The organism is Niveibacterium umoris, from assembly GCF_014197015.1.
Lineage (GTDB): Bacteria > Pseudomonadota > Gammaproteobacteria > Burkholderiales > Rhodocyclaceae > Niveibacterium > Niveibacterium umoris.
Genome location: NZ_JACIET010000001.1, coordinates 1,031,691 through 1,056,798, shown reverse-complemented (window position 1 = coordinate 1,056,798; position 25,108 = coordinate 1,031,691). Strand labels below are relative to the sequence as shown.

Here is a 25,108-nt window from a genome sequence, read left to right as displayed (position 1 = left end):
ACTTCACTTATTTGCAACCGGACTTTGCGAACATGAATGCAGACCACCCCCTCCTTGAACCCGATGACGTTTTGATCGATCTGCATGTGACGACGCGGCATGCCTTGCTCGAGGAGATTGCCCGGCACATGGCGCGTCGGCATTGCCTGCCGCGAGACCGGATCGCCGAGAGCCTCGCCGCGCGCGAGCAGCTTGGATCGACCGGTCTGGGCTATTGCGTGGCAATTCCACACGCCCGGATGGCCGAGGCGAAGCGGCCGGTGGCGGTATTCGCGCGCCCGCAAATTCCGCTCGCATTCGATGCGCCCGATAGCAAGCCGGTGTCCGATTTCCTCGCGCTCATCGTGCCGTCGGATTCACCGCAGCAGCATCTGGAATTGCTGTCGTCGATCGCCACGCACTTCGGCGAGCGCAGCTTCAGGGAAAGCCTGCGGAGTGCGGCCGACGCTGCGTCGGTCGCGCGTTGCTTCGCCCCGATCCGGGTACATGATTGACCTCTTGGACCACAACGCCTATGCCCACCGCCGCTCTCAGCCCGCGCCAGCGCGCAGCCATTCTTGGTGAGGCGCTCCCTTACATCCGCAGCCTGCATGGCAAGACCTTGGTCATCAAGATTGGCGGGCAGGCGGTTGCTGATCCGTCGCTCAAGGCGGGTTTTGCGCGCGACGTAGCCTTGCTGCAGCTGGTAGGCATTCGTCTGGTGGTGGTGCACGGTGGTGGGCCGAACATCCCTGCCTTCCTCCGTCGTTTGGGGCTTGCCGACACAGGCGGGGCAACTGACGGATCCGGCGCGACGCAGACGCGTGACTATGTCGAGATGGTGCTCGGAGAACTCAATCAGGAAATCGTTGCCCTGATCAATCGAAACGGCGGCAAGGCGGTTGGGCTGAGTGGCCTGGATGGTCCATTGATTCGGGGTGTGATGCACGCCGACGGATCGCCGGAAACCGGCCAAGTCGTGTTCGGCGAGGTTGCCGGGATTGATGCCGAAATCATTCGTCTGCTTCAGACACGCAATTTCGTGCCGGTGATCATGCCGATCGCCGCCGGCAACGATGGCGCTGCCACCTTTGTGGACGCCGATGCCGCCGCTGCGCGGATCGCCGAGGCAATGCACGCCGAAAAGCTCCTGGTGATGGCCGACTCTCCTGGGCTCACTGACGCGAACGGGCACGTCCAGTCGAGCCTGGGCATTGCTGCGGCGGAGGCGTTGCTCGCATCCACGGGGGGCTTGGCGGCGGATCTGCGCGCAAGGCTTGCGCCGGTTGTCGATGCCTTGAAGGGCGGCATTGGTTCGGCGAAACTGCTCGACGCCCGCGTGCCGAACGCCTTGCTGCTTGAGGTGCTGGGCAGCGAAGGCATCGGCTCCTTGATCCGGTCGCGTCGCGGGCCGGACTTCGGGGCCGACACATTGCGCTACTTCGGCGGGACTTGAGCAGCGCCAAATGCGGCGACGCAATGGCGCCGATCCTCGGCGAGCGATCGGCGTTGGGCTCGCGTTGGCCCGGGCGCCGAAGATCCGCTGGCCCATTGCGCTAACTGCGATGGCTTCCGTGCCCGCGCAGCAGCGTTCTCCCGCCAAACGGGCTCAGATCGATTCCGGCACCATGTCGATCGCGCCGCACGGGCATTCCTCGGCGCACAGACCACAGCCCTTGCAGTAGTCAAGATTGATGCTGAAGCGTTTGCCCGGCCCAAGCTTGATCACCGCGTTGTCTGGGCAGACGCCGTAGCAGTTATCGCATTCGAAACAGTTGCCGCACGACAGGCAGCGCCGCGCCTCGAACAGGGCGTTGTCGGCATTCAGCCCACTGACGACTTCGTCGAAGCTCGACTCGCGCCGGGCACGTTCGAGTTCGGCCTGCACTGTGCGCGGGGCGTCGGTGTAGTACCACGGGTTGAGGCGCTCGAAACTGGCAAGCGAATGTTTGGGCGTGTCCTCGACGCGGGTGCCGCGCAACCATGCATCGATGTAACGGGCGGCCTTCTTCCCGTGCCCGAGTGCGACGGTGACCGTGCGTTCCGATGGCACCATGTCGCCGCCCGCGAAGATCCCCGGGCAGTCGGTCATCATGTGCGCATCCACCTTCACGACGCCGTTGTGCAGTGTCAGTCCTTTGACGTCGTCGAGCAGCGACAGGTCGACTTCCTGCCCCAGGGCCAGCACCAGCGAATCGGCTTCGATGGTTTCGAACTCGCCGGTCGGTTGCGGGAATCCGGTGTCGTCCAGCGCCATCTTCTCGATCGTGAACGTCTCGCCCGCTGCGCTGTCGGTGCCCATCTTGATCGTCGAGAGCCAGCGGAACATGACCCCTTCGTCGAGCGCCTCCTGCACCTCGGAGTCATGTGCAGGCATGCGGTCGCGGGTGCGACGGTAGATGATGACAGCCTCTTCGGCCCCCAGGCGGCGGGCGGTGCGCGCCACGTCGATGGCAGTGTTGCCGCCGCCATACACCAGCACGCGGCGACCGAGCAGGGGCTTCTCGCCCATCTCGACCCCGCGCAGCACGCTCAGCGCATCCATGATCCGGGCTGCTTCGCCGGCCGGAACCCAGGCTCGCTTGGAGAGGTGCGCGCCCACCGCGACAAAGGCCGCGTCGAACCCGCCTTCATCGCGGGCCTTGAGCAGGCTGTCGACCTTGGCATTGAGGCGGATCGTGACGCCCAGAGCCTCGATACGCCGGACTTCCGCATCCAGCACTTCGCGAGGCAGCCGATACTTCGGAATGCCGAAGCGCATCATGCCGCCGGCCATCGGACCGGCTTCACGAATCTCCACCTCGTGCCCAAAGCGAGCGAGGTGATAGGCCGCGGCCAAACCGGACGGGCCGGCCCCGACGACAAGCACCCGCTTGCCGCTGCGCTGCGGCGGCGGCTCGAAGGTCCAGCCCTTCGCAATCGCTTCGTCACCCAGGAAACGCTCAACGGCATGGATCGACACCGATTCGTCCAGCCGACCGCGATTGCAGGCGTTCTCGCAAGGGTGGTAGCAGACGCGGCCGGTCACCGCCGGCATCGGGTTGTCGCGCACCAGAGCGCGCCACGCATCCTCATAGCGCCCGCTCTCGGCGTGGTAAAGCCAGGCCTGGATGTTCTCGCCGGTCGGGCAGGCGTTATTGCAGGGCGGCAAGTGGTCGGAATACGCCGGCCGCAGCGTGCGCCAAGAACCGGTACGGTTGGCCAGTGATGAGCCGGGGTCCAGCGTGATGGCAAAGGGCTTGTCCATGGTCGGGCTCCGCTCAGGGCAACAGCGCGTAGCGCTGGATGTTGCGATCGGCATGCGCCTGGATCAGCGCGATGCGGCGGGTATCAGGTTCGGGATCGAAGAGGTGCGCGAATCGTTTCTGCGGCTTCAGGAAGTCTTCCACCGGTACGCGATGGCGAATCTTGCGCACGTCGGCCACTTCACCATTGCGTGCCTCGAAGATCGGAAACAAACCGCATTCCGAGGCCAGCCTTGCGAGGCGGATGGTGTCGTGCGAGGCGGCGCCCCAGCCCAGCGGGCAGGGCACCATGACATGAATGTAGCGCGCGCCGCGCAGGTGGATGGCCTCTTCGACCTTGGCTTCGAGGTCGCGCAGGTCGGCGACGCTGGCGGTGGCCACATAGGGAATGCGATGCGCCATCGCGATTTCGGGCAGGAACTTGCCCTGACCGAACTGGTTGCCCGGCGCGTCGCCCATCGCGGGGGTGGTAGCGGTGCGGGCGGCCGGCGGTGTAGCAGAGGAGCGCTGCACGCCGGTATTCATGTAGGCCTCGTTGTCGTAGCAAATGTAGAGCACGTCGTCGTTGCGCTCGAACATCCCTGACAGGCAACCGAAGCCGATGTCCGTGGTGCCGCCATCACCGCCCTGTGCGACGACGCGCACGTCCTGCCGGCCCTTGACCCGCAAGGCCGCTGCGACGCCGGTGGCTACCGCGGGAGCATTGCCGAACAGCGAATGGATCCACGGCACCTGCCATGAAGTTTCGGGGTAGGGCGTCGAAAAGACTTCAAGGCAGCCGGTGGCATTGACGACGACCATCTGGCGCTGGGTTGCGTGCATCGCCGCATCCATCGCGTAGCGTGCCCCGAGGGCCTCACCGCAACCCTGGCAGGCGCGGTGCCCCGAGGTGAGCGAGTTGGCGCGGGCGACCGTCGCCTGCACAGTGCGCTGTGCCTCGTCGAGCAAGCGGTTGCCGACGGTGAAGGTGCCGGTCTGGTAGAAGCTGATCTGCTGGACAGTCATGCTGCGCGCTCCTAGACGATGCGCACGTTGGCGCGTGCGATTTCCTGGACCATGCGGTTGGCCCCCGGTCCGCTGCGGCGCACCTCGCGCTCGTGGGCGAGCACCCGGTCTACCGCAGCGTGGTCAAGGTCGAGGAAAGTCAGGTTCCCCAGTTCGCCTGAGAGTGCCGTGCGGAACAGGCGGTCGAGCGACACCGTGGTGATCGGGCGGCCACCAAGGCCTGCGACGACGGTGTGGGTAGGAATGTGCAAGCCCGCAAGCGCCTTGCGCAGCGAGTCGGCAACGATGCCGCCCTGGCCGATCGCGAAGCTGCGTTCGATGACGACAACCCGCTTCGCATGCCCGATTGCTTCGCGCACCGCATCGAGCGGGAAGGGGCGGAAGGTCTTGATGCCCAGCACGCCAATCGATTTGCCTTCCGTGCGCAACTCGTCCACCACATCCTTGATGGTGCCGAGGACCGAACCGAGCGCGACCACAACCGTTTCGGATTCGTCGCTGAAATAAGGCGAGATCAGGCCACCGGAGTCGCGCCCGAATGCCTGCCTGAATTCGAGCGCCAGTTCGGGAATCAGCTCCAGCGCTTGCATCTGCCGCGCATGAGCGAGGTAACGCACCTCGGTAAAGGCTTCAGGCCCGACCATTGCGCCGATTGACACCGGGTCGTCCGGGTCCAGTACCTGCCGTGGCACATAAGGCGGTAGATAAGCGTCGACCAGCGCCTGGCTAGGTATGTCGACCCGTTCGTAGGCATGCGTCAGGATGAACCCGTCCATGCAGACCATGATCGGCAGCGACAAGGCCTCTGCGAGTTTGAAAGCCTGGATGTGGAGATCCAGCGCCTCCTGGTTGTTCTCGGCAAAGAGTTGCAGCCAGCCGCTGTCGCGCAGCGCCATCGAATCGGAATGGTCGTTCCAGATATTGATGGGGGCGCCGATGGCACGGTTGGCGACCGTCATCACGATCGGCAGGCCGAGGCCGGACGCGTTGAAGACCGCTTCGGCCATGAACAGGATGCCCTGCGACGCAGTGGCCGTGTAGGTTCTCGCCCCCATCGCCGATGCGCCGATGCAGCCCGACATCGCCGCGAATTCCGATTCCACGTTGATGTACTCGCAGGGCGACAGTTCGCCGGTACGGACGAATTCGGACAGCGCTTCGACGATGTGCGTCTGCGGCGAGATCGGGTAGGCGCTGATGACCTCAGGGCGACACAGCGCGACCGCTTCGGCGACGGCGCGCGAACCTTCAATCTGTTTGAGCACGGATGACTCCCTTCTGACGGGGCGGTGGTCAGATCTCTGCCGGTTGCAGCGCGGCCAGCGAGCGCGCGGTGGCGTAGGCGTCGGTCGCGGCGGCAATGTTGGCGGCGGCGGTCTTGCCCTTGAACTTCTCGCCAATTGCGGCGTGGATGGATTCGAGTTTCACCAGCCCGGTGATGGCGGCGAAACCGGCCAGCAGCGGGATGTTGGGTACCGGGCGGCCGACATGCCGCAACGAAATCTCGGTCGCCGGCAGGCAGCAAAGGTGGGCAGGTGGATAGCGTTCGGCAAGGCTCCCCAAGCCAAGGTCTTCAAAACTCTTGGTCGAGTTGATCAGCACGAATCCGTTGCTCGCCAGGCCGGCGAAGACGTCGATCTGGTGCAGCAGGGTTGGGTCCTGGATGATCAGAGCGTCCGGCTTCATCACCGGCTCTCGCGAGCGGATTTCCTTGTGATCGATGCGGCAGAAGGCGACGACAGGCGCGCCTGTGCGCTCGGAACCGAAGCTGGGAAAGGCTTGCGCCCATTCGCCGTCGAGAAATGCGGCGATCGACAGCGTCTCCGCTGCAGTGACGACCCCCTGACCGCCGCGCCCATGTATGCGAACCTGGAACATCGTGCCTCCCCCGAAGTCGATGTAGTGCGCCAACTGGATGTCAGACGGTAAGTTACGCCGTCATGACGCGGCAGATTGTGGGCGCCGGCGGGGGAGAGACCTTGACATTGGGCAAACAGGAAGCGGCCCGCGCAAGGCGGGCCATGTCTGAATGATCAGGATCAGCGATTGCTGGGGAAGGTGAAGACGGCACCTTCGCGCACGCCGGCCGACGGCCAGCGCTGGGTGATGGTCTTGCGGCGGGTGTAGAAGCGCACAGCATCCGGGCCGTAGGCGGAGAGGTCGCCAAAGAGTGAGCGCTTCCAGCCACCGAAGCTGTGATACGCCACCGGAACCGGTAGCGGCACATTGACGCCCACCATGCCGACCTTGATGTTGTCGGTGAAGTAACGGGCGGCTTCGCCGTCGCGGGTGAAGATGCACGTGCCGTTGCCGTACTCGTGGGCGTCGATCAGGTCCATGGCGGCTTGCAGGCTCTCGACCCGCACGACCGACAGCACGGGCCCGAAGATCTCGTCGCGGTAGATCTTCATCTGCGGGGTGACATGGTCGAACAGGCAGCCGCCGAGGAAGTAGCCCGCCTCGTGGCCCGGCACCTTGATGCCACGGCCGTCGACGACGAGGCTGGCGCCTTCGTCAGCGCCCAGGTCTACGTAACCCTTGACCTTGTTGAAGTGCTCGCGGGTGACCAGCGGGCCCATGTCGTTGCCGTTGTCGGTACCAGGGCCCACCTTCATCTTGGCGAGCTCGGCCTTGAGGCGCGCGACCACCGCGTCGCCGGTCTCGTCTCCGACCGCCACCACCACCGGGATCGCCATGCAGCGCTCGCCACAGGAACCATAGGCGGCCCCCATCAGTGCGCTGACCGCGTTATCCAGATCGGCGTCGGGCATCACGATCGCGTGGTTCTTGGCGCCGCCCAGCGCCTGCACCCGTTTGCCATTGGCGCAACCGGTCGCGTAGATGTATTCGGCGATCGGGGTCGAACCCACGAAACTGATCGCCTGCACCCGCGGATCGCTGAGCAGGGTGTCGACTGCCACCTTGTCGCCGTTGACGACATTGAGCACCCCGGGCGGCAAACCGGCTTCCTGCGCCAGTTGCGCGATGAAAAGCGTGGAGGAGGGATCGCGCTCCGAGGGTTTCAGCACGAAGGTATTGCCGCATACCACCGCCATCGGCCACATCCAGAGCGGGACCATGCAGGGGAAGTTGAACGGGGTGATGCCGGCGGTGACGCCGAGCGCCTGGAATTCGCTCCACGAGTCGATCGCCGGGCCGACGTTCTTGCTGTGCTCGCCCTTGAGCAGTTCCGGCGCGCAACAGGCGTATTCGACGTTCTCGATGCCGCGCTGCAACTCGCCCATCGCGTCATTGAGCACCTTGCCGTGTTCGTCGGTGATCAGCGCACAGATCTTGTCGGCGTTTTCCTCGAGCAATTGCTTGAAGCGGAACATCACCCGCGCACGCTTGATCGGCGGGGTGTCACGCCAGGCCGGGAAGGCAGCCTGCGCTGCGGCAATCGCCGCTTGCACGGTTTCGGCAGATGCCAGGGCAACCTGTTTCGTCGCTTCGCCGGTGGCCGGGTTGTAGACGTTCTGCACGCGGGCGGCGTCGGCGACCAGTGCGCCGTTGATGAGGTGACCTACGGTATTCATGGAGCAATCCTGCGGATTCATGGAAGTGGGATCAGGGCAGCGACTGGATCACGTCGCCCAGCGCGTTCACCAGGCGATCGATCTCCTCGCGCTCGACGATGAAGGGCGGGGCGAGCTGGATCGTGTCGCCGCCGTAGCGGACGTAGAAACCCTTCTCCCAGCACTTCATCGCAATTTCGTACGGGCGACGCGCGGGTTCGCCGGGATAGGCCTCGAAGGTGATGCCAGCCGCGAGACCGTAATTGCGGATATCGGTGATGTACTTGCTGCCCTTGAGGCTATGCACTGCGTTCTCGAAGTACGGGGCCAGTTCGGCGACACGTGCGACGAGGTTTTCCTTCTCAAGGACGTCGAGCGAGGCCATCGCGGCGGCGCAGGCCAACGGGTGGGCGGAGTAGGTGTAGCCGTGCGGGAATTCGAGCATGTATTCCGGGCCGCCCGTCTCGATGAAGGTGCGGTAGATCTCTTCCTTGGCGATCACCGCGCCCATCGGCATCGCACCGTTGGTCAGCTGCTTGGCAACGTTCAGGATGTCCGGCACGACATCGAAGGCGGTGGCGCCGAACAGCGAACCGGCGCGGCCAAACCCGGTGATGACTTCGTCGAAGATCAACAGGATGTCGTGCTGGGTGCAGATCTCGCGCAGGCGCTTGAGATAGCCCTGCGGTGGAATCACCACACCAGCGGACCCGGAAAAGGGCTCGACGATGACGGCTGCGATGTTCGAGGCGTCGTGCAGCGCAATCAGGTTCAGCAACTCATCCGCAAGGTGGGCGCCGTATTCCGGCATGCCGCGGCTGAAGGCGTTCTGCTTGAGCTGGGTGTGCGGCAGGTGATCGGCTTCGACCCCTTGGCCGAACAGCTTGCGGTTGCCGCCGATGCCGCCGACACTGATGCCGCCGAAGTTCACACCGTGGTAACCCTTTTCACGGCCGATCAGGCGCGTCTTGGTCGCCTTGCCCTTCTGGCGCCAGTAGGCGCGAGCCATTTTCAGAGCGGTGTCGGCTGACTCCGAACCCGATCCGGTGAAGAACACATAGTCGAGCCCCGCCGGCGTCATTTCCTTAATCCGGTGGGCCAGCTGGAAGGCGGTCGGGTGGCCGAACTGGAAGGCTGGTGAGTAATCCAGCGTGGCCGCCTGACGACTGATCGCCTCGGTGATTTCAGGGCGGCAATGGCCCAGCCCCGAACACCACAGGCCGGATAGCCCGTCAAAGATCCGGCGTCCGCCTGCGTCAAAAAGGTATGCGCCCTCGGCACGGGTGATCAGGCGCGGGTTCTTCTTGAAGTCGCGGTTGCCGGTGAAAGGCATCCAGTGCGCTTCGAGCTGTTCGGCGCTGAGGCCGCAGTTCAGGCTTTCCATCTTCATGTTCTCTCCCGGTGGGGCGGGTGCTTATCGATGCACGCATCTTCTCGCAAGCCTTCGCTTGCATTAAATTGCAATCTATCGCGCTTCACTTGCGCATTTATGAAAGTAATGGCCCGTGCGTCCTCGAATTCTGCTTGGACAGGTCAGTGACCTCGATATCCGCTTGCTGCGTGTCTTCAAGACGGTTGCCGAATGCGGTGGTCTGGCCGCCGCAGAGCTTGAACTCAACATAGGCGTGTCGACGGTCAGCCGCCACATCAAAGATCTGGAAGAGCGGCTCGGGCTAGTGCTGTGCCATCGCGGACGCGGCGGGTTTGCGCTGACTGCGGAAGGACAGCAGATCTATGCCGACGCATTGCGGCTGCTCGCCGCGATCGACACCTTTCGGAGCGGGGTCGAAGAACTCCACCAACGCATGACCGGTTCAATCACGCTGGGTCTGTTCGACAAGATCGCGACCAATCCGGCAGCACGCGTCAGTCATGCGCTGGGGTTGTTTGCAGACAAGGCGCCCGACGTGACGATCGAGTTGCATGTTGCCCCGCTGAACACGATCGAGCGGGGTGTCATGGATGGGCAGTTCCAACTGGGCATCGCTCCAATGCACCGGCTGTCTGCGAGTCTGGACTATCACCCGCTATTCAACGAGCGGATGTTCCTGTTCTGTGGGAGAGACCACAAACTCTTTGAGGCGGATGACGACCGCCTGGGTTGGGACGAGGTGCGTGCCGAGAAATACGCGGGTCTCGGGTATCACTCTCCGAACATGGAACTCAGTCACGACGTCCAGCTGCGGCGCGCTGCCACGGCATACGATCAGGAGGCGGTTGCGATGCTGGTGCAATCCGGGCGATTCGTCGGCTTTCTGCCCGATCACTACGCCCACTCCTTTGAACAGCTGGGTCAGATCAGGCGGCTGCGGCCGTCCCTGCTGTCGTACGACGTCAAGTTCGCAGCGCTGGTGCGCCACGCACCGCAGCCATCACGAGTGACCCAGACCTTCATCGACTGCCTGCTCGAAGCTCATCGCGCCGAGTAAAAACAAAACGGGCACCCGGGCAAAAGCCCAGGTGCCCGTCATTCGCAAATCTGTTGGATCAGTATGCGCTTTCGTCTCGCACTACCAGCAGAGCGGTCTTGATGATGATCCAGATGTCCATCGTGATGGTCCAATGCCGCAAGTATTCAAGGTCGTATTGAATGCGCCCCTTCATGTGCTCAAGGTCATCCCCGCCGCGATAGCCGTTCACTTGTGCCCACCCGGTAATACCCGGCTTTACCTTGTGCCGGACCATGTACCCTGGAATGAGACTGCGATACTGCTCATTCACTGCAATCGCGTGAGGGCGCGGGCCAACAATACTCATGCGCCCCTGAAGTACGTTGATGAACTGCGGCAGTTCATCAAGCGAAGTCTTTCGGATGAATGCACCAAACGGGGTTACGCGCGAATCGTTGCGTGTAACTTGGGTATACGTCTTCGCACCGTCCTCAGTGACCGACATCGACCTGAATTTGTAAACCATGATCTCCTTGCCGTCGAGCCCATACCGGCGTTGCTTGAAAATCACAGGGCCAGGGGAGCTCCGCTTTACGCCAATCGCCACGGCAACCAGAATCGGGGCAATGAGAAGCAAGATGATCGAAGATAGGACGATGTCTTCAACCCGCTTGATTAGTCCGTTAAAGCCGCTGAACGGCGTCTCACAAACTGCGACGACCGGCATCCCAGCAACCGATTCGGTCCGACCCTGAATCAAGTCCGTTACAAAGATGTCAGGTACGAAATAGATCGACGCTGTGGTGTCCTTGAGGTCGTCCAGAAGGGCCAAAATTCTGGGCTGAGTCGCCATCGGCAGCGCAAGGTAGATGCGATCGATCCGATGCTGCTTCACGTAACTGGCAACCTCAGAGAGCGCGCCCAGCAACTGGACATGATCGCCAGCACCGAGTCGTTCCCGGCTCCGGTCATCAAAGAATCCCTTCAGTCGAACGCCCAAGAACCGATTGCTCTGAAAATGCGTAGCAAGCTGTGAACCTATGTCGTTGCATCCACAAACAACCGCTGAAACCTCAGCCTCTGAGAGACTAAGAAGACGTGGTATCGCAAGACGAGCCAACGCATGGGATGAGAACAAAACGATCGGCAGCGAGGCAAACCACGCGAACAGAAGGTCGGATGGGAAATAGCTGGCGTATCCGGTCGCGTATCCGAGGAGCAACAGAATACCGGCCAGAATCATCGAGTTGAGGAACGCATCCTTCGCCACTCGGCGAAGCGGATCACTCAACAAGGTGTTTCCGGGAAAGCTCAGCGAAAACGCGATCAGCGAGAGAATCACATAGTCGGCATCGATGGCTTCACCGAAGATAAGGGCGCACGCGAAGAGCGTCAGGATCACGACAACAGGATCAAGAAAAGTCTCCACCACCCCTGACAGGGTGACGTTGTTTCGCAGCGGCGTACGATGAGCTTCAAGTCGAGCAAGCATTGTTTAAGCGAGAATCCGTTGGCACTGAATTTGAAAGCCGAGCGTCATACTATGACGCCCGTTTTGCGAACTTCTGATCGTGTGCGTGTTCCACACGAATAACCTAAGTACGACTCCGATGACCATCTCTAGCAAGAACTCCGCCTGCCTCAGCCTCGTGAATGTGATCCTTTTCTCGGCACTGGCGGTTCCCCAATGCGCCAAGGCTGAAGACCCGACGCCCCTGCGTTACGGGGCAGGAGTGACGTATCAGCGCGACTCAAACCTCTTCAGGCTGGATGGAGAGGCCACTGGTGAGGTGCAGTCGGACAACATTACAAGCGGCTACGCCTACCTGGGGTTCGACACCACTTTAAGCAGGCAAAGACTTTACGGGAACTTCAACATCGGAAGGGCCCATTTTAGCCGTTTTTCACAACTCGATTATGACAAACAGGACATCAAGACGGGCTGGTCTGGCGACTTCCCCGGTCAGATTCAGACCGGACTGGTCTGGACTCGAACATCGCAGCTCGCAAACTTCGCCGATCTGAACTTGCCACGCCGCAATGTGATCACGCGTGATGCCGTGCGCCTTGATCTCGATGTCCCTGTCATCGCGAGCTGGCATATTGTCGCAGCAGGCACTGTCAACCAGTCGAGGAACAGCAACACACTTGACCGCGGTAATGATCTCGATGGTCACAGCGCAGAGGGCGGCGTGAGGTATGTCACCAATTACGGAAACCGACTCGATCTGGTCTTGCAGCAGACCAACGTGGATTACCCGAATCGCATCCCGCAGGACTACGGCGACTCCGCATACCACGAACGCAGCGCATATCTTCGTGCATTGTGGTCGGCGAGCGGCTCCTCTCGCCTCGAGGGGCAGTTTGGCTACCTGCAAAGGCGAAATGAGCACTACAGCAATCAAGACTTCTCGGGCCCAAACTTCAAGCTGGGATGGACATGGGAACCTTCCGGCTCAACGGTCGTTGCTGTGACCGCTTACCGAACCATGGGTGCCGCCGGCGACAATGAATACGAAGCTGCGGCGACGAAGGCGCTGCGCATCTCACCGGTTTGGGCGATCACCGGCAAGCTAAGCTTGGCTGGCCAGATCGAGGCGGGACAGCGCAGCTACATTGGCGCCGTTCATGACGTCAGTCTGGTGCCCGAGCGGGAGGATAACTTCCAGTCCTTGGGGGTGAGTCTCCATTACGACCTTGCTCGCTGGCTGGGTCTTGATCTTGGTTACCGGGGGGAACGGCGAGACTCGAACTGGCCGCAGCGCGACTACATAGACCACACGGGCACAGTGACGGTGCAAATTGGGTTTTGATGGTGCATGAAGTAGGTGATTGCGTTTGCTAGAGCTTCTTGATCCTGCCGCAGAAAGCGTCGGAATCCATGTGCGATAAGCAATTTGCATGGGTGCATGAAGAGGCTCTATGGCGCACAAGGCAATAAGTCGCGGGCAATACCTATGTCATGTTGCGGTGCAAAGATGCGCTCGCTAGACTCCACGCTCCAACGCGGTGCAGGCAGCGTAAGTTGCCATCTGCATATGCACCACGGCTACGTCATGCTCCGTTCTTCACATGGGGGATGCACTTGGCACGTGGATTGCATCTGTAGAAGCGCCCGACCAACAAACTTGAGGTCACTCCCATGCGTTCAACTGCAATGAAAGTCATCGTTGCCGCCATTGCGGCTATCGGCTCCGTTGCTGCGTCAGCTTCCGTCACGACCCTGGATGGTAAGGGCTTTGATGTGAGCTATGACAGCAGCAAATTTGCCGCAGGGTCGATCAGCCTGTCCTCCGACCGCAGCTCGCTGCTGTTTGATACCGACGCGTTGTCGGTGATTGCGAGGAAGGGCGATTCCGACGATGCGTTCGATGCGCTGAAGTTCTCGCTGACGCTTGATTCAGGCTACGCCTTCAAATCGCTCGAACTGAGCCAATCGGGTACGTACTCCCTGATCAAGAAGAACAGCGAAGTGTTCGCCTCGCTCACGAGCGGGATCTCTGTTCCTGGCGCTCACAAGGGCTCCGTGGTCAAGGCTGACGTGTTCAGCAAAGACGGGGTAAAGAGCGGCTCGGACGTTTGGTCCATTGGCTCCACTTACACGCTCACGGGCACTAAGTACGCCAACGCACCCAAGATCAATTTCTGGGCTGAGAGCCTCTTGTACGCAGACGCTGCGAACAAGGGCTTCGCATCGATCGCCGCCCGTGATTACTCGTTGCAGGTGATCACCGCTGCGGTGCCGGAACCTGATCAGTGGGCACTGATGCTGGCAGGTATTGGCATGGTGGGTGCGATCGCTCGCCGCCGCACAACCCGCAGCTAATCCCCCTCTCTGTCGCACGTCGGGAAGCAGGTCACACCCGACGTGCGACAGACGACCTTGGCGACTTGCCAGCGCTGATAATTCTGGCAAATTTCCGGTTCTTGCCCGATTTCCGGGCGCCACCATCCAGAGGTTTCGATGTTTGCTGTTTCTATTCGTCATGTTGGTGTGGCGTTGCTCGTTGTCACGATGCTCGCAGCTTGTGGCTCCAAATCCAAAGAGTCTGGCTCGACACAGGTCGCAGCCAAGGTCAATGACGAAGAAGTAACGGTTCATCAACTTAATGGCCTTCTAGGAAAGGCGAACATCCCAGCCGGGGCGGACGTCAATCAGGCCCGCAAGCAAGCGCTAGATCGTCTGGTCGAAGAGTCGCTTCTCGTTCAGGCCGCAAAGGAAAAGAAACTCGATCGAGATCCCCGCGTCGTTCAGGCGATCGAGGCCGCTCGCCGTGAAGTCATTGCGCGCGCGTATCTCGAACAGGTCGCAAACGGCCAGGCTAAACCCACCGATCAGGCGGTATCGGCTTATTACAGCGAACATCCGGAACTCTTCGCGCAGCGCCGCGTATACAGTTTTCGCGAACTGGCGATCGCAGATGGAAGCAAGCAGTCGCTTGTCAAAAGCCACTTTGACGCCGGCAAGTCGATGGACGACTTGATCAACGTGCTTCGGGCGGAAAACGTGCGCTTTGCAGCCAATGCGTTCGTGAAGCCTGCAGAACAACTGCCGCTTGATGCCGCGCGACGCCTGCACACCTTGAAGGACGGCGAGGTAACAATCGTCCCGCGCGGAGAGGGCTTTATCGTGCTTCAGATCGCAGCCTCGCGCACCGAACCGGTCGAGCAAGCCAAAGCGAAACAAGCGATCGAGCAGTTCTTGAGCAACCAAGCCAAATCCGAAGCAGTGGCTGCCGAGGTCAAGCGCCTTCGCTCGGCGGGCAAGATCAACTATGTCGGCGACTTTGCCAAAGAGGCGACTTCACCATCGGTTACTACGCCCGAGCCATCCACATCGCAGTCTGCACCTGCGGAAGGCATGCAGCAGGGCATCAAGGGTCTTAAGTAGTCCGGCATCACGCACCTGATCAGGCAGTCCACACATGCTCACGCAATCAGCATTACTAGTACAAGCCCTTCGTTTCATGCGCGTCATCGCGATTGCGTTGGCAGGCGCGAGTATTCCGAACGGCTTCGCGTTAGCGGCTGGGGAGCAGCCCGCCGCCGAAAAGGGGGCGGAGTACCTGCTTGGCCCGGGGGACGTGATTCGCATCAGTGTGTTTCAGAGTCCGGACCTCCTTCTTGAGACACGAGTTTCAGAGAACGGCAGCATTACGTATCCGCTGATTGGCGTGGTCCAGATTGGTGGGCTGTCGCTTCCTGTTGCTGAAGCCAAGATCGCCAAGCGGCTGAAAGATGGCGGCTTCGTGGTGCAACCTCAGGTATCGATCCTGCTGCTGCAGATCCGGGGCAACCAGGTTGCAGTGCTGGGCCAGGTTAACCGCCCTGGACGCTACCCGCTCGAAACCGCGAATACCCGGCTGTCCGACATGCTCTCGCAAGCCGGCGGCATCGCAGCAACCGGCTCCGACGTTGTGATCGTCTCTGGCGTGCGTGACGGGAAGCAGATCAGGCGAGAAGTAGATATCGCGTCGATGTTCCTGCGCGGCGATGCGCAAGACGACCTCACCCTGAGAGGCGGTGACATCCTATATGTCCATCGAGCGTCGGTCTTCTACATCTACGGGGAAGTCCAGCGTCCCGGCGTGTTCCGCGTCGAGCGTGACATGACCGTCATGCAGGCACTCGCAAGTGGTGGCGGCCTCACGCCAAAGGGCACCCAGCGCGGATTGCGCATTCACCGCCGGGGCGACGACGGCAAGACCCAGATCATCGAGCCTGCGCTGGATGAACTGATCCGAGCAAACGACGTCGTGTACGTCAAAGAAAGCATCTTCTAAGAGACGCCGCGAAATGACCTTTCAACAGTTCATCCTCATTCTCAAGGCGCGCTGGAAGATCATTGCAACGATCTTTTCGGTGATTGTCGGAACGGCGATTACGCTGAGTCTCGTGCTGCCGAAACAGTACACCGCCACGACTTCAGTTCTCGTGGATGTCAAGTCGAGCGACCCGATCTACGGCGCAATGATGCAAGCCCAGATGATGCCAGGCTACATGGCGACGCAAGTCGACATCATCACGAGCGATCGCGTCGCGCAGCGCGTGGTCAAGATGCTCGGGTTCGACAAGAGCCCCGAGGCGATTGCCCAGTGGCAAGACGAAGGAGAAGGCAAGGGAACGGTAGTTACGTATTTCGCCGATGCGTTGCAGAGGAAACTCGACGTCAAACCATCGCGCGAATCGAGCGTGATCAACGTTGCTTTCACCGGCGCAGATCCTAAATTTGCCGCCACGGTCGCGAACGCCTTTGCGCGGGCCTACATGGACACCAACCTTGAATTGAAGGTTGATCCCGCCAAGGAATACGCCGCCTGGTTCGGCGATCGCGCGAAGCAACTTCGCGACAATCTGGAGGCCGCACAGACGCGACTCTCAAAGTTTCAGCGCGAGAAGGGCATTGTTGCGACCGATGATCGTCTCGACGTCGAAAATGCCCGCTATGCCGAACTTTCGTCACAGCTGACCGCGATCCAGGCACAGCGCTCCGATAGCTCGTCCCGCCAACGGCAGGCAGCCGGGCGAATGGACACGTCGCCTGACGTCATCAACAGCCCGGTCATCCAGTCCCTCCGGGCCGACGTTGCTCGCCAGGAAGCCAAGCTCAAAGAGATGGCGGGGCAACTGGGCCAGAACCACCCGCAATACCAGCGGACCCAGGCAGAGCTTGATGCGCTCAAGTCGAAGCTCGACTCCGAAATGCGGCAAGTCGCGTCGTCGGTCGGAACGTCGAACGTCGTCAATCAGCAACGCGAAGCAGAACTGCGTGCATCACTCGAAGCACAGAAGCAGAAGGTGCTCGAATTGCGCGCGCAGCGTGATGAAGTGGCGGTCTTGCAGAAAGACGTCGAAGCCGCCCAGCGCGCATACGACATAGTCGGCCAGCGGCTTTCGCAAACCAGCCTAGAAAGTCAGACGCAGCAGACCAACATCACCGTGCTCACGCCGGCCGATGTGCCCATCAAGCATTCAAGCCCGAAGCTGCTGCTCAACACGATTGTCGCGGCGTTCCTTGGCGGCTTGCTCGGTGTCGGCGTGGCGCTGCTGCAGGAGATGCGTAACCGCAGGATCCGCTCCCGCGAAGACCTTGTCGAATCGCTCGGCATACCCGTACTTGCCGTGCTCGAATCGGTGGCGTTGCCAAGCCGTAAGCATCGGATCGGCTTTCGACGCACTGTAAGCGCGTGACGAAGCTTCATCGCGGCGGGCAACCACCCCTGGCAAGGCGCGTCGGCAACGACGCGAACTTGCAGCCAGCATCAATCGGAAACAACGTTGGGCGCACCCCCCGCGCCTGCCGAGCGGTAACAAAGAGAAAGTACGAGCATGGACATGAATCAGCCCAGCGTCATTGAAGCGTCCGCGGCGGCGCGAAGCGCAGCCAGCCAGGGACGCGATCGTTCGATCGGCGCAATCCTGATTGACTCGGGTCGGCTCGATGTCGAAAGCGCAGAGCGCATCATTCGCGAGCAAAAGGCAAAGGGCTTGCGCTTCGGCGACGCAGCAATCAGCCTCGGTCTGCTAAACCAGGCGGATATTGACTTCGCCCTTGCTCGCCAGTTCGACTATCCATACCTCAGTCCTGCTGACGAGTCGCTCAGCGAAAAGCTCATTGCTGCGTTCAACCCCTTCAGCCCCGCCGTTGAGCAACTCCGGGCGCTGCGCAGCCAGTTGATGGTTCGCTGGTTCAGTGACGATGTCGCGCAGAAGGCGCTTGCGATCGTGAGCCCTGATCGCGGCGATGGGCGCAGCTACATTGCTGCGAATCTTGCTATCGTTTTTTCGCAACTGGGCGAGCGCACGCTGCTTATCGACGCGGATCTACGGAATCCGACGCAGGACAAACTCTTCAAACTCGATCCACGGGGGTCTGGTCTGTCAGCGGTGCTATCTGGTCGCGCTAACGGCGAGGCGGTCGTGCGTATCCCGTCGCTTGTCGGGTTGTCGGTGTTGCCCGCTGGTGCAGTGCCTCCCAACCCGCAAGAGCTACTGTCGCGACCCCAGTTTTCCAGGCTGATTGAACAAGCAAGCAAGTCGTTCGACGCAATCATTATCGACACACCGTCGGCCAGCACAGGGGCCGATGCACAAGTCGCAAGCGCGCGGGCGGGGGCTTCTCTAGTCGTGGCTCGTCGCGACTATACCTCGGCTGATCAATTGCACGCCCTTTCAGGCTCGCTCGCGGGGTCACGCGCGCAATTGCTGGGTTCCGTCCTCAACGCATATTGATCTGGCAACCCAGACAGGCTGCACGCAATAGCGCCGCGGCCTGGTTCTCGCAGGCTTGGGCTGCATTTTCGCGGTTGGTCGATTCGGGCTGCAGAGTCACGCCGTATGACATGCGATGGTCGATCGGGCTGCGTGCGGATGTCACTTGTAGCACATGAAGTAAAACCGAAATCAAGCAACGAAATGTCCGCAACGACGCCCACTACTCCTCAGGCAGTCCAGCCGTCCCGCAACACAACTATTGCGGCATGGGCAGTGTTGTTGGTCGGCCTTGGTGTGCTGTACGTACCCACATTCAGTGACTTGCTCAACGGGCTATGGAGTACGGATCAAAACGCTCACGGCCCAATCGTGTTGGGTGTCTCGATGTGGTTCTTATGGTTCAAATCACGTCAGCTTGCGGCGGACCCGTCCATCCAATTTGATCCCGCACCATATTCCGGCGGCATCGCGATCGTAGTTGCCCTTGCGATGTATATCGTAGGCCGGTCCCAGGCAGTCTACCTATTGGAAGTCGGGTCGCTGATACCGTTGCTGGCGGGCGGTGTCGCTGTTTTTTTCGGGACGAATGTTCTCCGGCGCATCTGGTTCGCGTTTTTCTTCATGTTCTTCATGATTCCGCTACCAGGGTCAATTACCGACACCCTCACCCAGCCAATGAAGATAGCCGTCTCTTGGGGGGCGGAGCATGTCCTCTATTGGCTCGACTACCCGATAGCGCGTAACGGCGTCGTATTGAGCATCGGACCTTATCAACTACTTGTCGCAGACGCTTGCGCGGGCCTCAATTCGCTCTTCACACTCGAAGCACTGGGGCTTCTTTACCTGAACGTTACTCGTCACGAAACCGCATTCCGAAACATACTGCTCGCGACGCTCATCGTCCCGATCAGCTTCACCGCCAATCTGATTCGTGTTGTCACCCTGTCACTCATTACCTTCCATATGGGTGATGAAGCCGGGCAGGGGTTCCTTCACAAGTTTTCCGGCATGGTCCTGTTCATCAGTGCGCTTGCCTTGATCATCGTCCTCGATGGGTTGCTGCGACGAGCCTCTGTCCTTTGGTACGAGCACAAGGGGCTGCGCTCATGAACTCAGTCTTCAATGTCTTGCCTCGCATATCTCTTAAGGCTTCGATCGTACTGGCGGTTGCCTGTGTTCTTGCAGCCCTTACTGCTTGGGCGATAACGCCACGTTTGGTGGCAGTGGAAAACGCTCCGCGCCTTGAAGAAACGGTGCCGCGACGATTTGGCGACTGGGCGGAATTGCCGTCACCCTACGCACAGGTAAGCCTCAGCACCGGGGAGGCCCCAAACATGGATCAACCGTACGATCAAACCTTGATGCGGACGTACGTCAATAGCAAGGGGCAAGTCGTCATGCTTGCGCTTGCCTGGGGCGCAAAGCAGCGTCAGGAGGTCAAGGTTCACCGCCCTGATCTCTGCTATGTCGCGCAGGGCCACAAAGTGAAGCAGTTTAGTTCAGCCCAATTCTCGGGAATAGCAGCCGACCATGGTCCGGTTATTGGGTCGAAAATGGTGACGGAAGGTCCCCACGGCGGCGAGGCCGTCATGTATTGGATCCGAATTGGAGATATCTATAGCGAGAGTGCCGTCGCAACACGCGTGCACATCCTGTTAGAGGGGATCTCTGGACGCATTCCGGACGGCATTCTGGTCCGTGCTTCGATCCAGATTCGCGGACAAGAAGATGCTCAGACCGCGTGGCCGGTGATGGAAGCCTTTCTTACGGATCTTGTCGCCGCCACACCATTTGGCACACGCAAGCTAATGATCCGGTAATTCGGGAAATATGACCTCAAAGTCAAACTTCGTCGCCGGAGTCGCGAAGCTCCTCAGTGGAAACATGGCGGTTGTCCTAGTTCAAGCGCTGCAGTTTGTTCTACTTGCTCGCGTCCTCGGCGTAGACCAATTCGGCGAGATAGCGGCGGCCAACGCAATGGCAGCGGTGCTAATCCCGTTCTCGGGTCTGGGAATGGGCAATGTAATGTTGATGGAAGTGTCGCGCAATCACGCCTCAGCTCGGCTATGGGTTGGAAGCGCCCTCACGCTCACCTATATTTGTGGCGTGATGTTGGTAATTGGCGGCACTGCCGTTGGATTTTTGATCTACGACACCAAAGTATCCCCTTGGGTTGTTTGCGGGGTCTTGTTTGTCGAGTTACTGCTTTCGCGCACGGTTTTGCTCGCGGCGCAATACTTCTCGGCTCTTGAGGATTTCAGGCGCTCTGCTATTGCAACATTGTCTGTTGCCCTTGTCCGGCTCGCTGCGACAGGGGCTTTGGTGGTGGGGCTGGTGCCAAGAACGTCTGCTGCTTGGGTTACGACTTCAATTGTTCTTTCCACAAGCGCGGCGATCATATACGTAAGAAGCATGGCTCGGAACTCAGGCGGGTTGTCTTTTGATTTTGGGGCGATCTCAAGCCGCATGAGAATGGGGATTGCATTTGCGTCCGGAATTGGTGCAAAGGCGGTTTACACGGACGCCGACAAGATAATGCTCGCGCACTTTTCATCAGCCGGTGCGCTTGGCGCTTATGCCTCCGCGTATCGTCTCACCACAATGGCGTTCATGCCGGTACGTGCGCTGCTGGACGCAAGTGCTGCACGATTTTTCCGCGCGGGCGAAGGTGGGATGAGTGACGCTGTCGCGTTGTCACTCAAACTTCTCCGCGTTTCAGTTCCTTACGGCGTGGTAGTTGGATGCTCAATGTACGTGTTTGCGCCGCTCGTACCACACATTTTGGGGCAATCGTTCGCTACGGCTCCTGAGGTGTTGCGAATCCTCTTCCTGCTGCCCTTCATTCAGTCCGTCCACTACGTCCTCTCAGATGCGCTGACAGGGGCTGGGCTTCAGGGCTTGAGGACGAAGATACAACTCCTGGTCGTAGTCGCATACATCGTTGCTGGCTACCTGGTTATTCCATCAAACGGCTGGAAAGGCGCTGCTATCGTGTGCATTTCAGCCGAGTCTTTACTCGCAGTCATGATTGCTCTTGCTGTTTACTGGGCACATCGGCGCGACAGAAATACGAGAACCTGATTCATGACAACATTGATGCTCACCCATGAATACCCGCCTTACCCAGGGGGCGTGGGGCGGTATTGTGCTGAGCTGCTCGCGGCCGCAGAGGCGGGTGGCGTTGATCTGCACGTCCTGGCGCCGACTTTCTCAAGTCATGGCGAGGCTGAGCATCACGACCGCATTACGAGATTTCCCGGTGGCGTATTCCGCCCGCGCGGGTTGTTCGCGGCAGTATCGGCGATCAACAAGATCGTTCGGGAAAAGTCGTTTGATCGGATTCATGTGGCGGATTGGCCGATGCTCATTGCACTTCATTGGTCGATCGCACCGAAAAGCATCCCTGTATCGATGACCTTTCACGGAACCGACGCGCTGATCCTCGGGCGCTCGAAATTTCTGCGTCTTCTTGGTGCAAAACGCGCCGCCAAACGAATTGACACCGCTTTTGCCAACAGTGCATTCACGCTTGATCTCGTTCGCAGCGCCTTCCCGGAAGGCCTGGGTAACAGGCAAGAAGTAACCCCCCTTGGAGTTGGCTCGCATTGGTTCGAGCCGACTCTGCCAGCTTGGCGCGAGGCGGCGCGCTCACTCGCTGGCGCTCAGGACGGGGACGAAATCATCCTTACCGTAGCACGGCTCGACCGCCGAAAAGGGCATGCAAAAGCTCTGCGCGCGATTGGCCAGATTGAAAGAGCGAAACGATCCCGACTACGTTACCTTGCAATTGGTGGCGAAGTAGATAAAGGCTATAAGGCCGAATTGGAAGCGCTCGCGCGCGAACTCAAGGTAAATGCGGTATTTGCTGGACGGCAGCCCGATGACGTCGTACGAGGCGCTTACGGGGCGGCTTCGGTATTCCTGCTCCCGGCTGAGCCGGACCCGACACGGATAGAGGGGTTCGGCCTCGTTTTTCTCGAAGCGGGAGCGCAAGGGCTGCCATCTATCGGTTGTCGCGTACACGCGATTCCAGAGGTTATTGCTGAGGGCACCACCGGCTGGCTGTGCGACCCGGACGACCTATGCGATATAGCAGCAAAGATTGAAGGCGCCATCACATTAAGTCGCGATTCATCCGCGCGCATTGCATGCATCGAGCATGTCCGACAGTACACCTGGGCCCGGTGTGCCGCGCAAACCTACACAAGCTGAAAGCGCGGAATGAAAATCGCGATCGTCAACACCTACTACCACCCTCAAGACGTCGGGGGCGCTGAGCGCTCCATTCGTTTTCTCGCGGAAGCCCTCGTGCAGCGGGGTGATCAAGTTATGGTTGTCGTCACCGGCGACACCGACTGCGAAGAGGAAATCGCCGGTGTCCGAGTGGTTCGCCGCCGCCGGCGCAATGCAGCCCAGGTAATCCCGCTCAAAGGCGCAGCGGGGAAGCTACTTTGGCACTCTGTTGACACATGGAACCACGCAGCAGCGCGTGAAGTCGCGGCCGTGATCAAAGCCTTCGCTCCCGACGTTGTTCATACGAACAACCTGTCTGGAATCTCTGTTGCGCTATGGCCGCTCCTCAAGCGCGCTGGCATTCCGATCGTCCATACGCTGCGCGACTACTATCTGCTGTGTCCAAACACTGCGATGTTCAAGAACGACAAGCAATGCGGCCCAGGGCGCTGCTTTGCATGTCGTACCCTCTCCAGTCCCCGCTTGCGCGCCAGCAAGCACGTTGATGTCGTCGTCGGCAACAGTCACTTTATCCTCGCAAAGCACACGGAGTGCGGTGGGTTTCCCAATGCGGCAACCCAGGTTGTCTATAACGCGTATAGCCCGCCGGCGCCTGTCGTAGCGCGCCCACCCCCCGATGGCGACCGCCCGGTCGTCTTCGGCTATATCGGTCGCCTTGCGGCGACCAAAGGTGTCGGGCACCTTATCGAAACATTTCTCCGACTCAAATCCAGTGTCAAACGGCCAGTCGAACTCAGGATCGCAGGCGTTGGCGACGATTGCTACGAGAAGCACCTGCGCGCTACGGCGGGAAGTGAAACGGCGATTAGATTTCTCGGGCATACACGCCCTGACGCTTTCTACGACCAGATCGACATCCCGGTAGTCCCCTCACTTTGGGATGAACCACTGGCGCGGGTGTTGTTTGAATCATTTGCGCACGCACTACCAGTTATCGCGACGAACACAGGTGGCTCACCCGAACTCATAAAGAACCGAGAGACGGGATGGCTCTACGATCCAACCGATCCGGACGCGCTACTTCAAACAATGCTTGGCGTACTCGAGGATCTTGATTCATATTCAATGGCTAGCCAACGAACGCTTGTTGCTGCGCAATTATTTGAACCAACAAAGGTGGTTGAAAGATATCGAGAGATGTTCGTCAGCGCCTTACTGAGTAACGAAAATGCTCGTAAGTGACACATTGTCTATGCATAAGGGGGTACAGAAAGAAGAGGCTGGTGGATTGCTTTCCCAGCTCACGCGCTTTGCATTCGTAGTTGTCTGGCTGCTCATTACCATTGACGGATTATGGACATACTCAATGGTAAAGTTGGTGGGTAGGCGTGCCGTGCCAATAACCATTCTAATGTGGACTGTTATTGCTTTTGCGCTGTTTTGCTCCTACCTTCAGCGCCGGCGCTCTCTAGATATGGATCCACTAATTGTTGGATTGTTATGGGCGTTTCTATGTTATTTGCTCGGCGCCTCTGCCTACCATGCGGATTCGGGAGGTGTTAGCTTTTTTGGGGTTTGGTTCTCCTTCTTTTTATACTATTTCTATCTGTTTTCAGAGCCTTTCATGAGGTCGCTTCGACCGACGAGGAACAGTGCCGTCGTTGCGTTTGTGTTGGTCGCTCTAGGTGTCGTGATGGCGATCATTGGAACGGCACAGCACCTGCTGCACGATCAGTTTGATTTTGGACGGACAATTGCAGTGGAATCTGGCGCCTTCAATCTTGGATTTGGTGGAAACATTAGAGCCAATGCGTTCTTTGCGCATTCCGAAGATCTAGGGTTTTTTCTTTCCATTGGCGCCGCATTGACTGTTGCCTGGACGCAGGGCGGCGGGGTTGCGAGGAGAATCCTTGCGCTACCCATTATGCTGGTGCTGGCAATTGGATGCTATTCCACCCTTACGCGCTCTGCCTATCTATGCTTTGCAAGTGCGTCGTTCGCGTCTTTTCTTCTTGTGCGGGCACGAGAAAACAAAAGAGCGCACCTTGTAGCGGCAATCCCAATCCTGTTTCTGGGTTGCGGTGTCTTGCTGTTCTTTTCTAGGGCAATCATTGAGCATCTTTTCGCCTCTTCGTCGGTCGTATTCTCATCATCTTCTATCGAAGATCGCATTTACGGAATCTCCTACTACGCAAATATCTTGTCGGGAGAGGGTCTCTTTGCGTGGCTCTTTGGACTTGGTTGGCACTTCAATGGTGCTCCGCGCGCCTACGTTCCGATCGACAACGGATTCTTTGCTGTAGTTCTAAATAGTGGCTTTGTTGGGCTTGTATTTTGGCTTGCTATTACTTGGATGTACTGGAGGAGGGTGCTGCATCGGGCTCTGTCGTCTTCTTCCGTTCTGCAAGCAGGAGTTGCTGCAATCTATTCGACTTGGCTCTTGTTAAGTCTATTTGGCTACATCCAAATCTACCAGTTAATGCTGATTCTTGGAGCTGCGTTCTATGTTGGAATACCCGACGGAGAGAGAATTGCCAAGAACTAGGTCAGGATTTATCCCCGTTAC

At 59.6% G+C, this 25,108-nt stretch carries 22 protein-coding genes; 15 read left to right on the top strand and 7 right to left on the bottom strand.

The window, feature by feature from the left end:
• Positions 1-32 precede the first annotated feature (32 nt).
• Both GGR36_RS04700 and GGR36_RS04695 read left to right on the top strand, forming a co-directional pair.
• Positions 33-494 (top strand): PTS sugar transporter subunit IIA, encoded by a 462-nt coding sequence (locus GGR36_RS04700; RefSeq protein WP_183632375.1) that lies wholly within the window; start codon positions 33-35, stop codon positions 492-494.
• A 20-nt stretch (positions 495-514) separates the two neighbouring features.
• Positions 515-1,435 carry an amino acid kinase family protein gene (locus tag GGR36_RS04695; protein ID WP_183632373.1) on the top strand — a complete coding sequence of 307 codons (921 nt, stop codon included), beginning with the start codon at positions 515-517 and terminating at the stop codon, positions 1,433-1,435.
• 153 nt (positions 1,436-1,588) lie between these two features.
• On the opposite strand, the gene GGR36_RS04690 is transcribed toward GGR36_RS04695, so the two are convergent.
• From GGR36_RS04690 to aptA, 6 genes are all read right to left on the bottom strand, one after another.
• Positions 1,589-3,226, bottom strand: a complete 1,638-nt coding sequence (locus tag GGR36_RS04690) for an NAD(P)-binding protein (RefSeq protein ID WP_183632371.1) — start codon at positions 3,224-3,226, stop codon at positions 1,589-1,591.
• 13 nt (positions 3,227-3,239) lie between these two features.
• Positions 3,240-4,229 carry a thiamine pyrophosphate-dependent enzyme gene (locus GGR36_RS04685; protein WP_183632369.1) on the bottom strand — a complete coding sequence of 330 codons (990 nt, stop codon included), beginning with the start codon at positions 4,227-4,229 and terminating at the stop codon, positions 3,240-3,242.
• Between the two features lie 11 nt (positions 4,230-4,240).
• On the bottom strand, positions 4,241-5,494 hold the full coding sequence (locus GGR36_RS04680; protein WP_183632367.1) for a transketolase C-terminal domain-containing protein: 1,254 nt from the start codon (positions 5,492-5,494) through the stop codon (positions 4,241-4,243).
• Between the two features lie 28 nt (positions 5,495-5,522).
• On the bottom strand, positions 5,523-6,107 hold the full coding sequence (locus tag GGR36_RS04675; RefSeq protein ID WP_183632365.1) for a 2-oxoacid:acceptor oxidoreductase family protein: 585 nt from the start codon (positions 6,105-6,107) through the stop codon (positions 5,523-5,525).
• Between the two features lie 161 nt (positions 6,108-6,268).
• Positions 6,269-7,765, bottom strand: coding sequence for a CoA-acylating methylmalonate-semialdehyde dehydrogenase (locus GGR36_RS04670; protein ID WP_183632363.1), 1,497 nt, complete (start codon positions 7,763-7,765; stop codon positions 6,269-6,271).
• A 31-nt stretch (positions 7,766-7,796) separates the two neighbouring features.
• A complete protein-coding gene (aptA, locus tag GGR36_RS04665; protein ID WP_183632361.1) occupies positions 7,797-9,134 on the bottom strand; it encodes an omega-aminotransferase AptA in 1,338 nt (445 codons plus the stop codon).
• Positions 9,135-9,249: 115 nt separating this feature from the next.
• Between aptA and GGR36_RS04660 the strand changes: the two genes are divergently transcribed.
• A complete protein-coding gene (locus GGR36_RS04660; protein ID WP_183632359.1) occupies positions 9,250-10,173 on the top strand; it encodes a LysR substrate-binding domain-containing protein in 924 nt (307 codons plus the stop codon).
• Positions 10,174-10,231: 58 nt separating this feature from the next.
• On the opposite strand, the gene GGR36_RS04655 is transcribed toward GGR36_RS04660, so the two are convergent.
• Positions 10,232-11,626, bottom strand: coding sequence for an undecaprenyl-phosphate glucose phosphotransferase (locus GGR36_RS04655; protein ID WP_207064309.1), 1,395 nt, complete (start codon positions 11,624-11,626; stop codon positions 10,232-10,234).
• A gap of 118 nt (positions 11,627-11,744) precedes the next feature.
• Here GGR36_RS04655 and epsL point away from each other — a divergent pair, with 118 nt between their 5' ends.
• The 12 genes from epsL (at position 11,745) to GGR36_RS04595 (ending at position 25,087) form a co-directional block, all read left to right on the top strand.
• Positions 11,745-12,947, top strand: coding sequence for an XrtB/PEP-CTERM-associated polysaccharide biosynthesis outer membrane protein EpsL (gene epsL, locus GGR36_RS04650; protein ID WP_183632357.1), 1,203 nt, complete (start codon positions 11,745-11,747; stop codon positions 12,945-12,947).
• Positions 12,948-13,291: 344 nt separating this feature from the next.
• On the top strand, positions 13,292-13,960 hold the full coding sequence (locus tag GGR36_RS04645; RefSeq protein ID WP_183632355.1) for a PEPxxWA-CTERM sorting domain-containing protein: 669 nt from the start codon (positions 13,292-13,294) through the stop codon (positions 13,958-13,960).
• Positions 13,961-14,098: 138 nt separating this feature from the next.
• The gene (locus GGR36_RS04640; protein ID WP_183632353.1) at positions 14,099-15,025 is read left to right on the top strand and encodes an EpsD family peptidyl-prolyl cis-trans isomerase; all 927 of its coding nucleotides are present in this window, start codon (positions 14,099-14,101) and stop codon (positions 15,023-15,025) included.
• A gap of 34 nt (positions 15,026-15,059) precedes the next feature.
• Positions 15,060-15,917, top strand: coding sequence for a polysaccharide export protein EpsE (gene epsE, locus GGR36_RS04635; RefSeq protein ID WP_242533091.1), 858 nt, complete (start codon positions 15,060-15,062; stop codon positions 15,915-15,917).
• 13 nt (positions 15,918-15,930) lie between these two features.
• Positions 15,931-17,325, top strand: a complete 1,395-nt coding sequence (gene epsF, locus GGR36_RS04630) for a chain length determinant protein EpsF (RefSeq protein ID WP_183632351.1) — start codon at positions 15,931-15,933, stop codon at positions 17,323-17,325.
• A 138-nt stretch (positions 17,326-17,463) separates the two neighbouring features.
• Positions 17,464-18,366 carry a chain length determinant protein tyrosine kinase EpsG gene (gene epsG, locus GGR36_RS04625; RefSeq protein ID WP_242533092.1) on the top strand — a complete coding sequence of 301 codons (903 nt, stop codon included), beginning with the start codon at positions 17,464-17,466 and terminating at the stop codon, positions 18,364-18,366.
• Positions 18,367-18,549: 183 nt separating this feature from the next.
• A complete protein-coding gene (xrtB, locus tag GGR36_RS04620) occupies positions 18,550-19,458 on the top strand; it encodes an exosortase B (RefSeq protein WP_183634898.1) in 909 nt (302 codons plus the stop codon).
• Positions 19,455-20,168 carry an exosortase C-terminal domain/associated protein EpsI gene (locus GGR36_RS04615; protein ID WP_183632349.1) on the top strand — a complete coding sequence of 238 codons (714 nt, stop codon included), beginning with the start codon at positions 19,455-19,457 and terminating at the stop codon, positions 20,166-20,168. The genes xrtB and GGR36_RS04615 overlap by 4 nt, the downstream gene beginning before the upstream one ends.
• A gap of 10 nt (positions 20,169-20,178) precedes the next feature.
• Positions 20,179-21,429: an oligosaccharide flippase family protein gene (locus GGR36_RS04610; protein WP_183632347.1), complete on the top strand. Its 1,251-nt coding sequence runs from the start codon at positions 20,179-20,181 to the stop codon at positions 21,427-21,429.
• Between the two features lie 15 nt (positions 21,430-21,444).
• Positions 21,445-22,560 carry a glycosyltransferase family 4 protein gene (locus GGR36_RS04605; protein WP_221229488.1) on the top strand — a complete coding sequence of 372 codons (1,116 nt, stop codon included), beginning with the start codon at positions 21,445-21,447 and terminating at the stop codon, positions 22,558-22,560.
• A gap of 9 nt (positions 22,561-22,569) precedes the next feature.
• A complete protein-coding gene (locus GGR36_RS04600; protein ID WP_183632343.1) occupies positions 22,570-23,784 on the top strand; it encodes a glycosyltransferase family 4 protein in 1,215 nt (404 codons plus the stop codon).
• Positions 23,771-25,087 carry a hypothetical protein gene (locus GGR36_RS04595; RefSeq protein WP_183632341.1) on the top strand — a complete coding sequence of 439 codons (1,317 nt, stop codon included), beginning with the start codon at positions 23,771-23,773 and terminating at the stop codon, positions 25,085-25,087. The genes GGR36_RS04600 and GGR36_RS04595 overlap by 14 nt, the downstream gene beginning before the upstream one ends.
• The last annotated feature ends 21 nt before the right edge of the window (positions 25,088-25,108 follow it).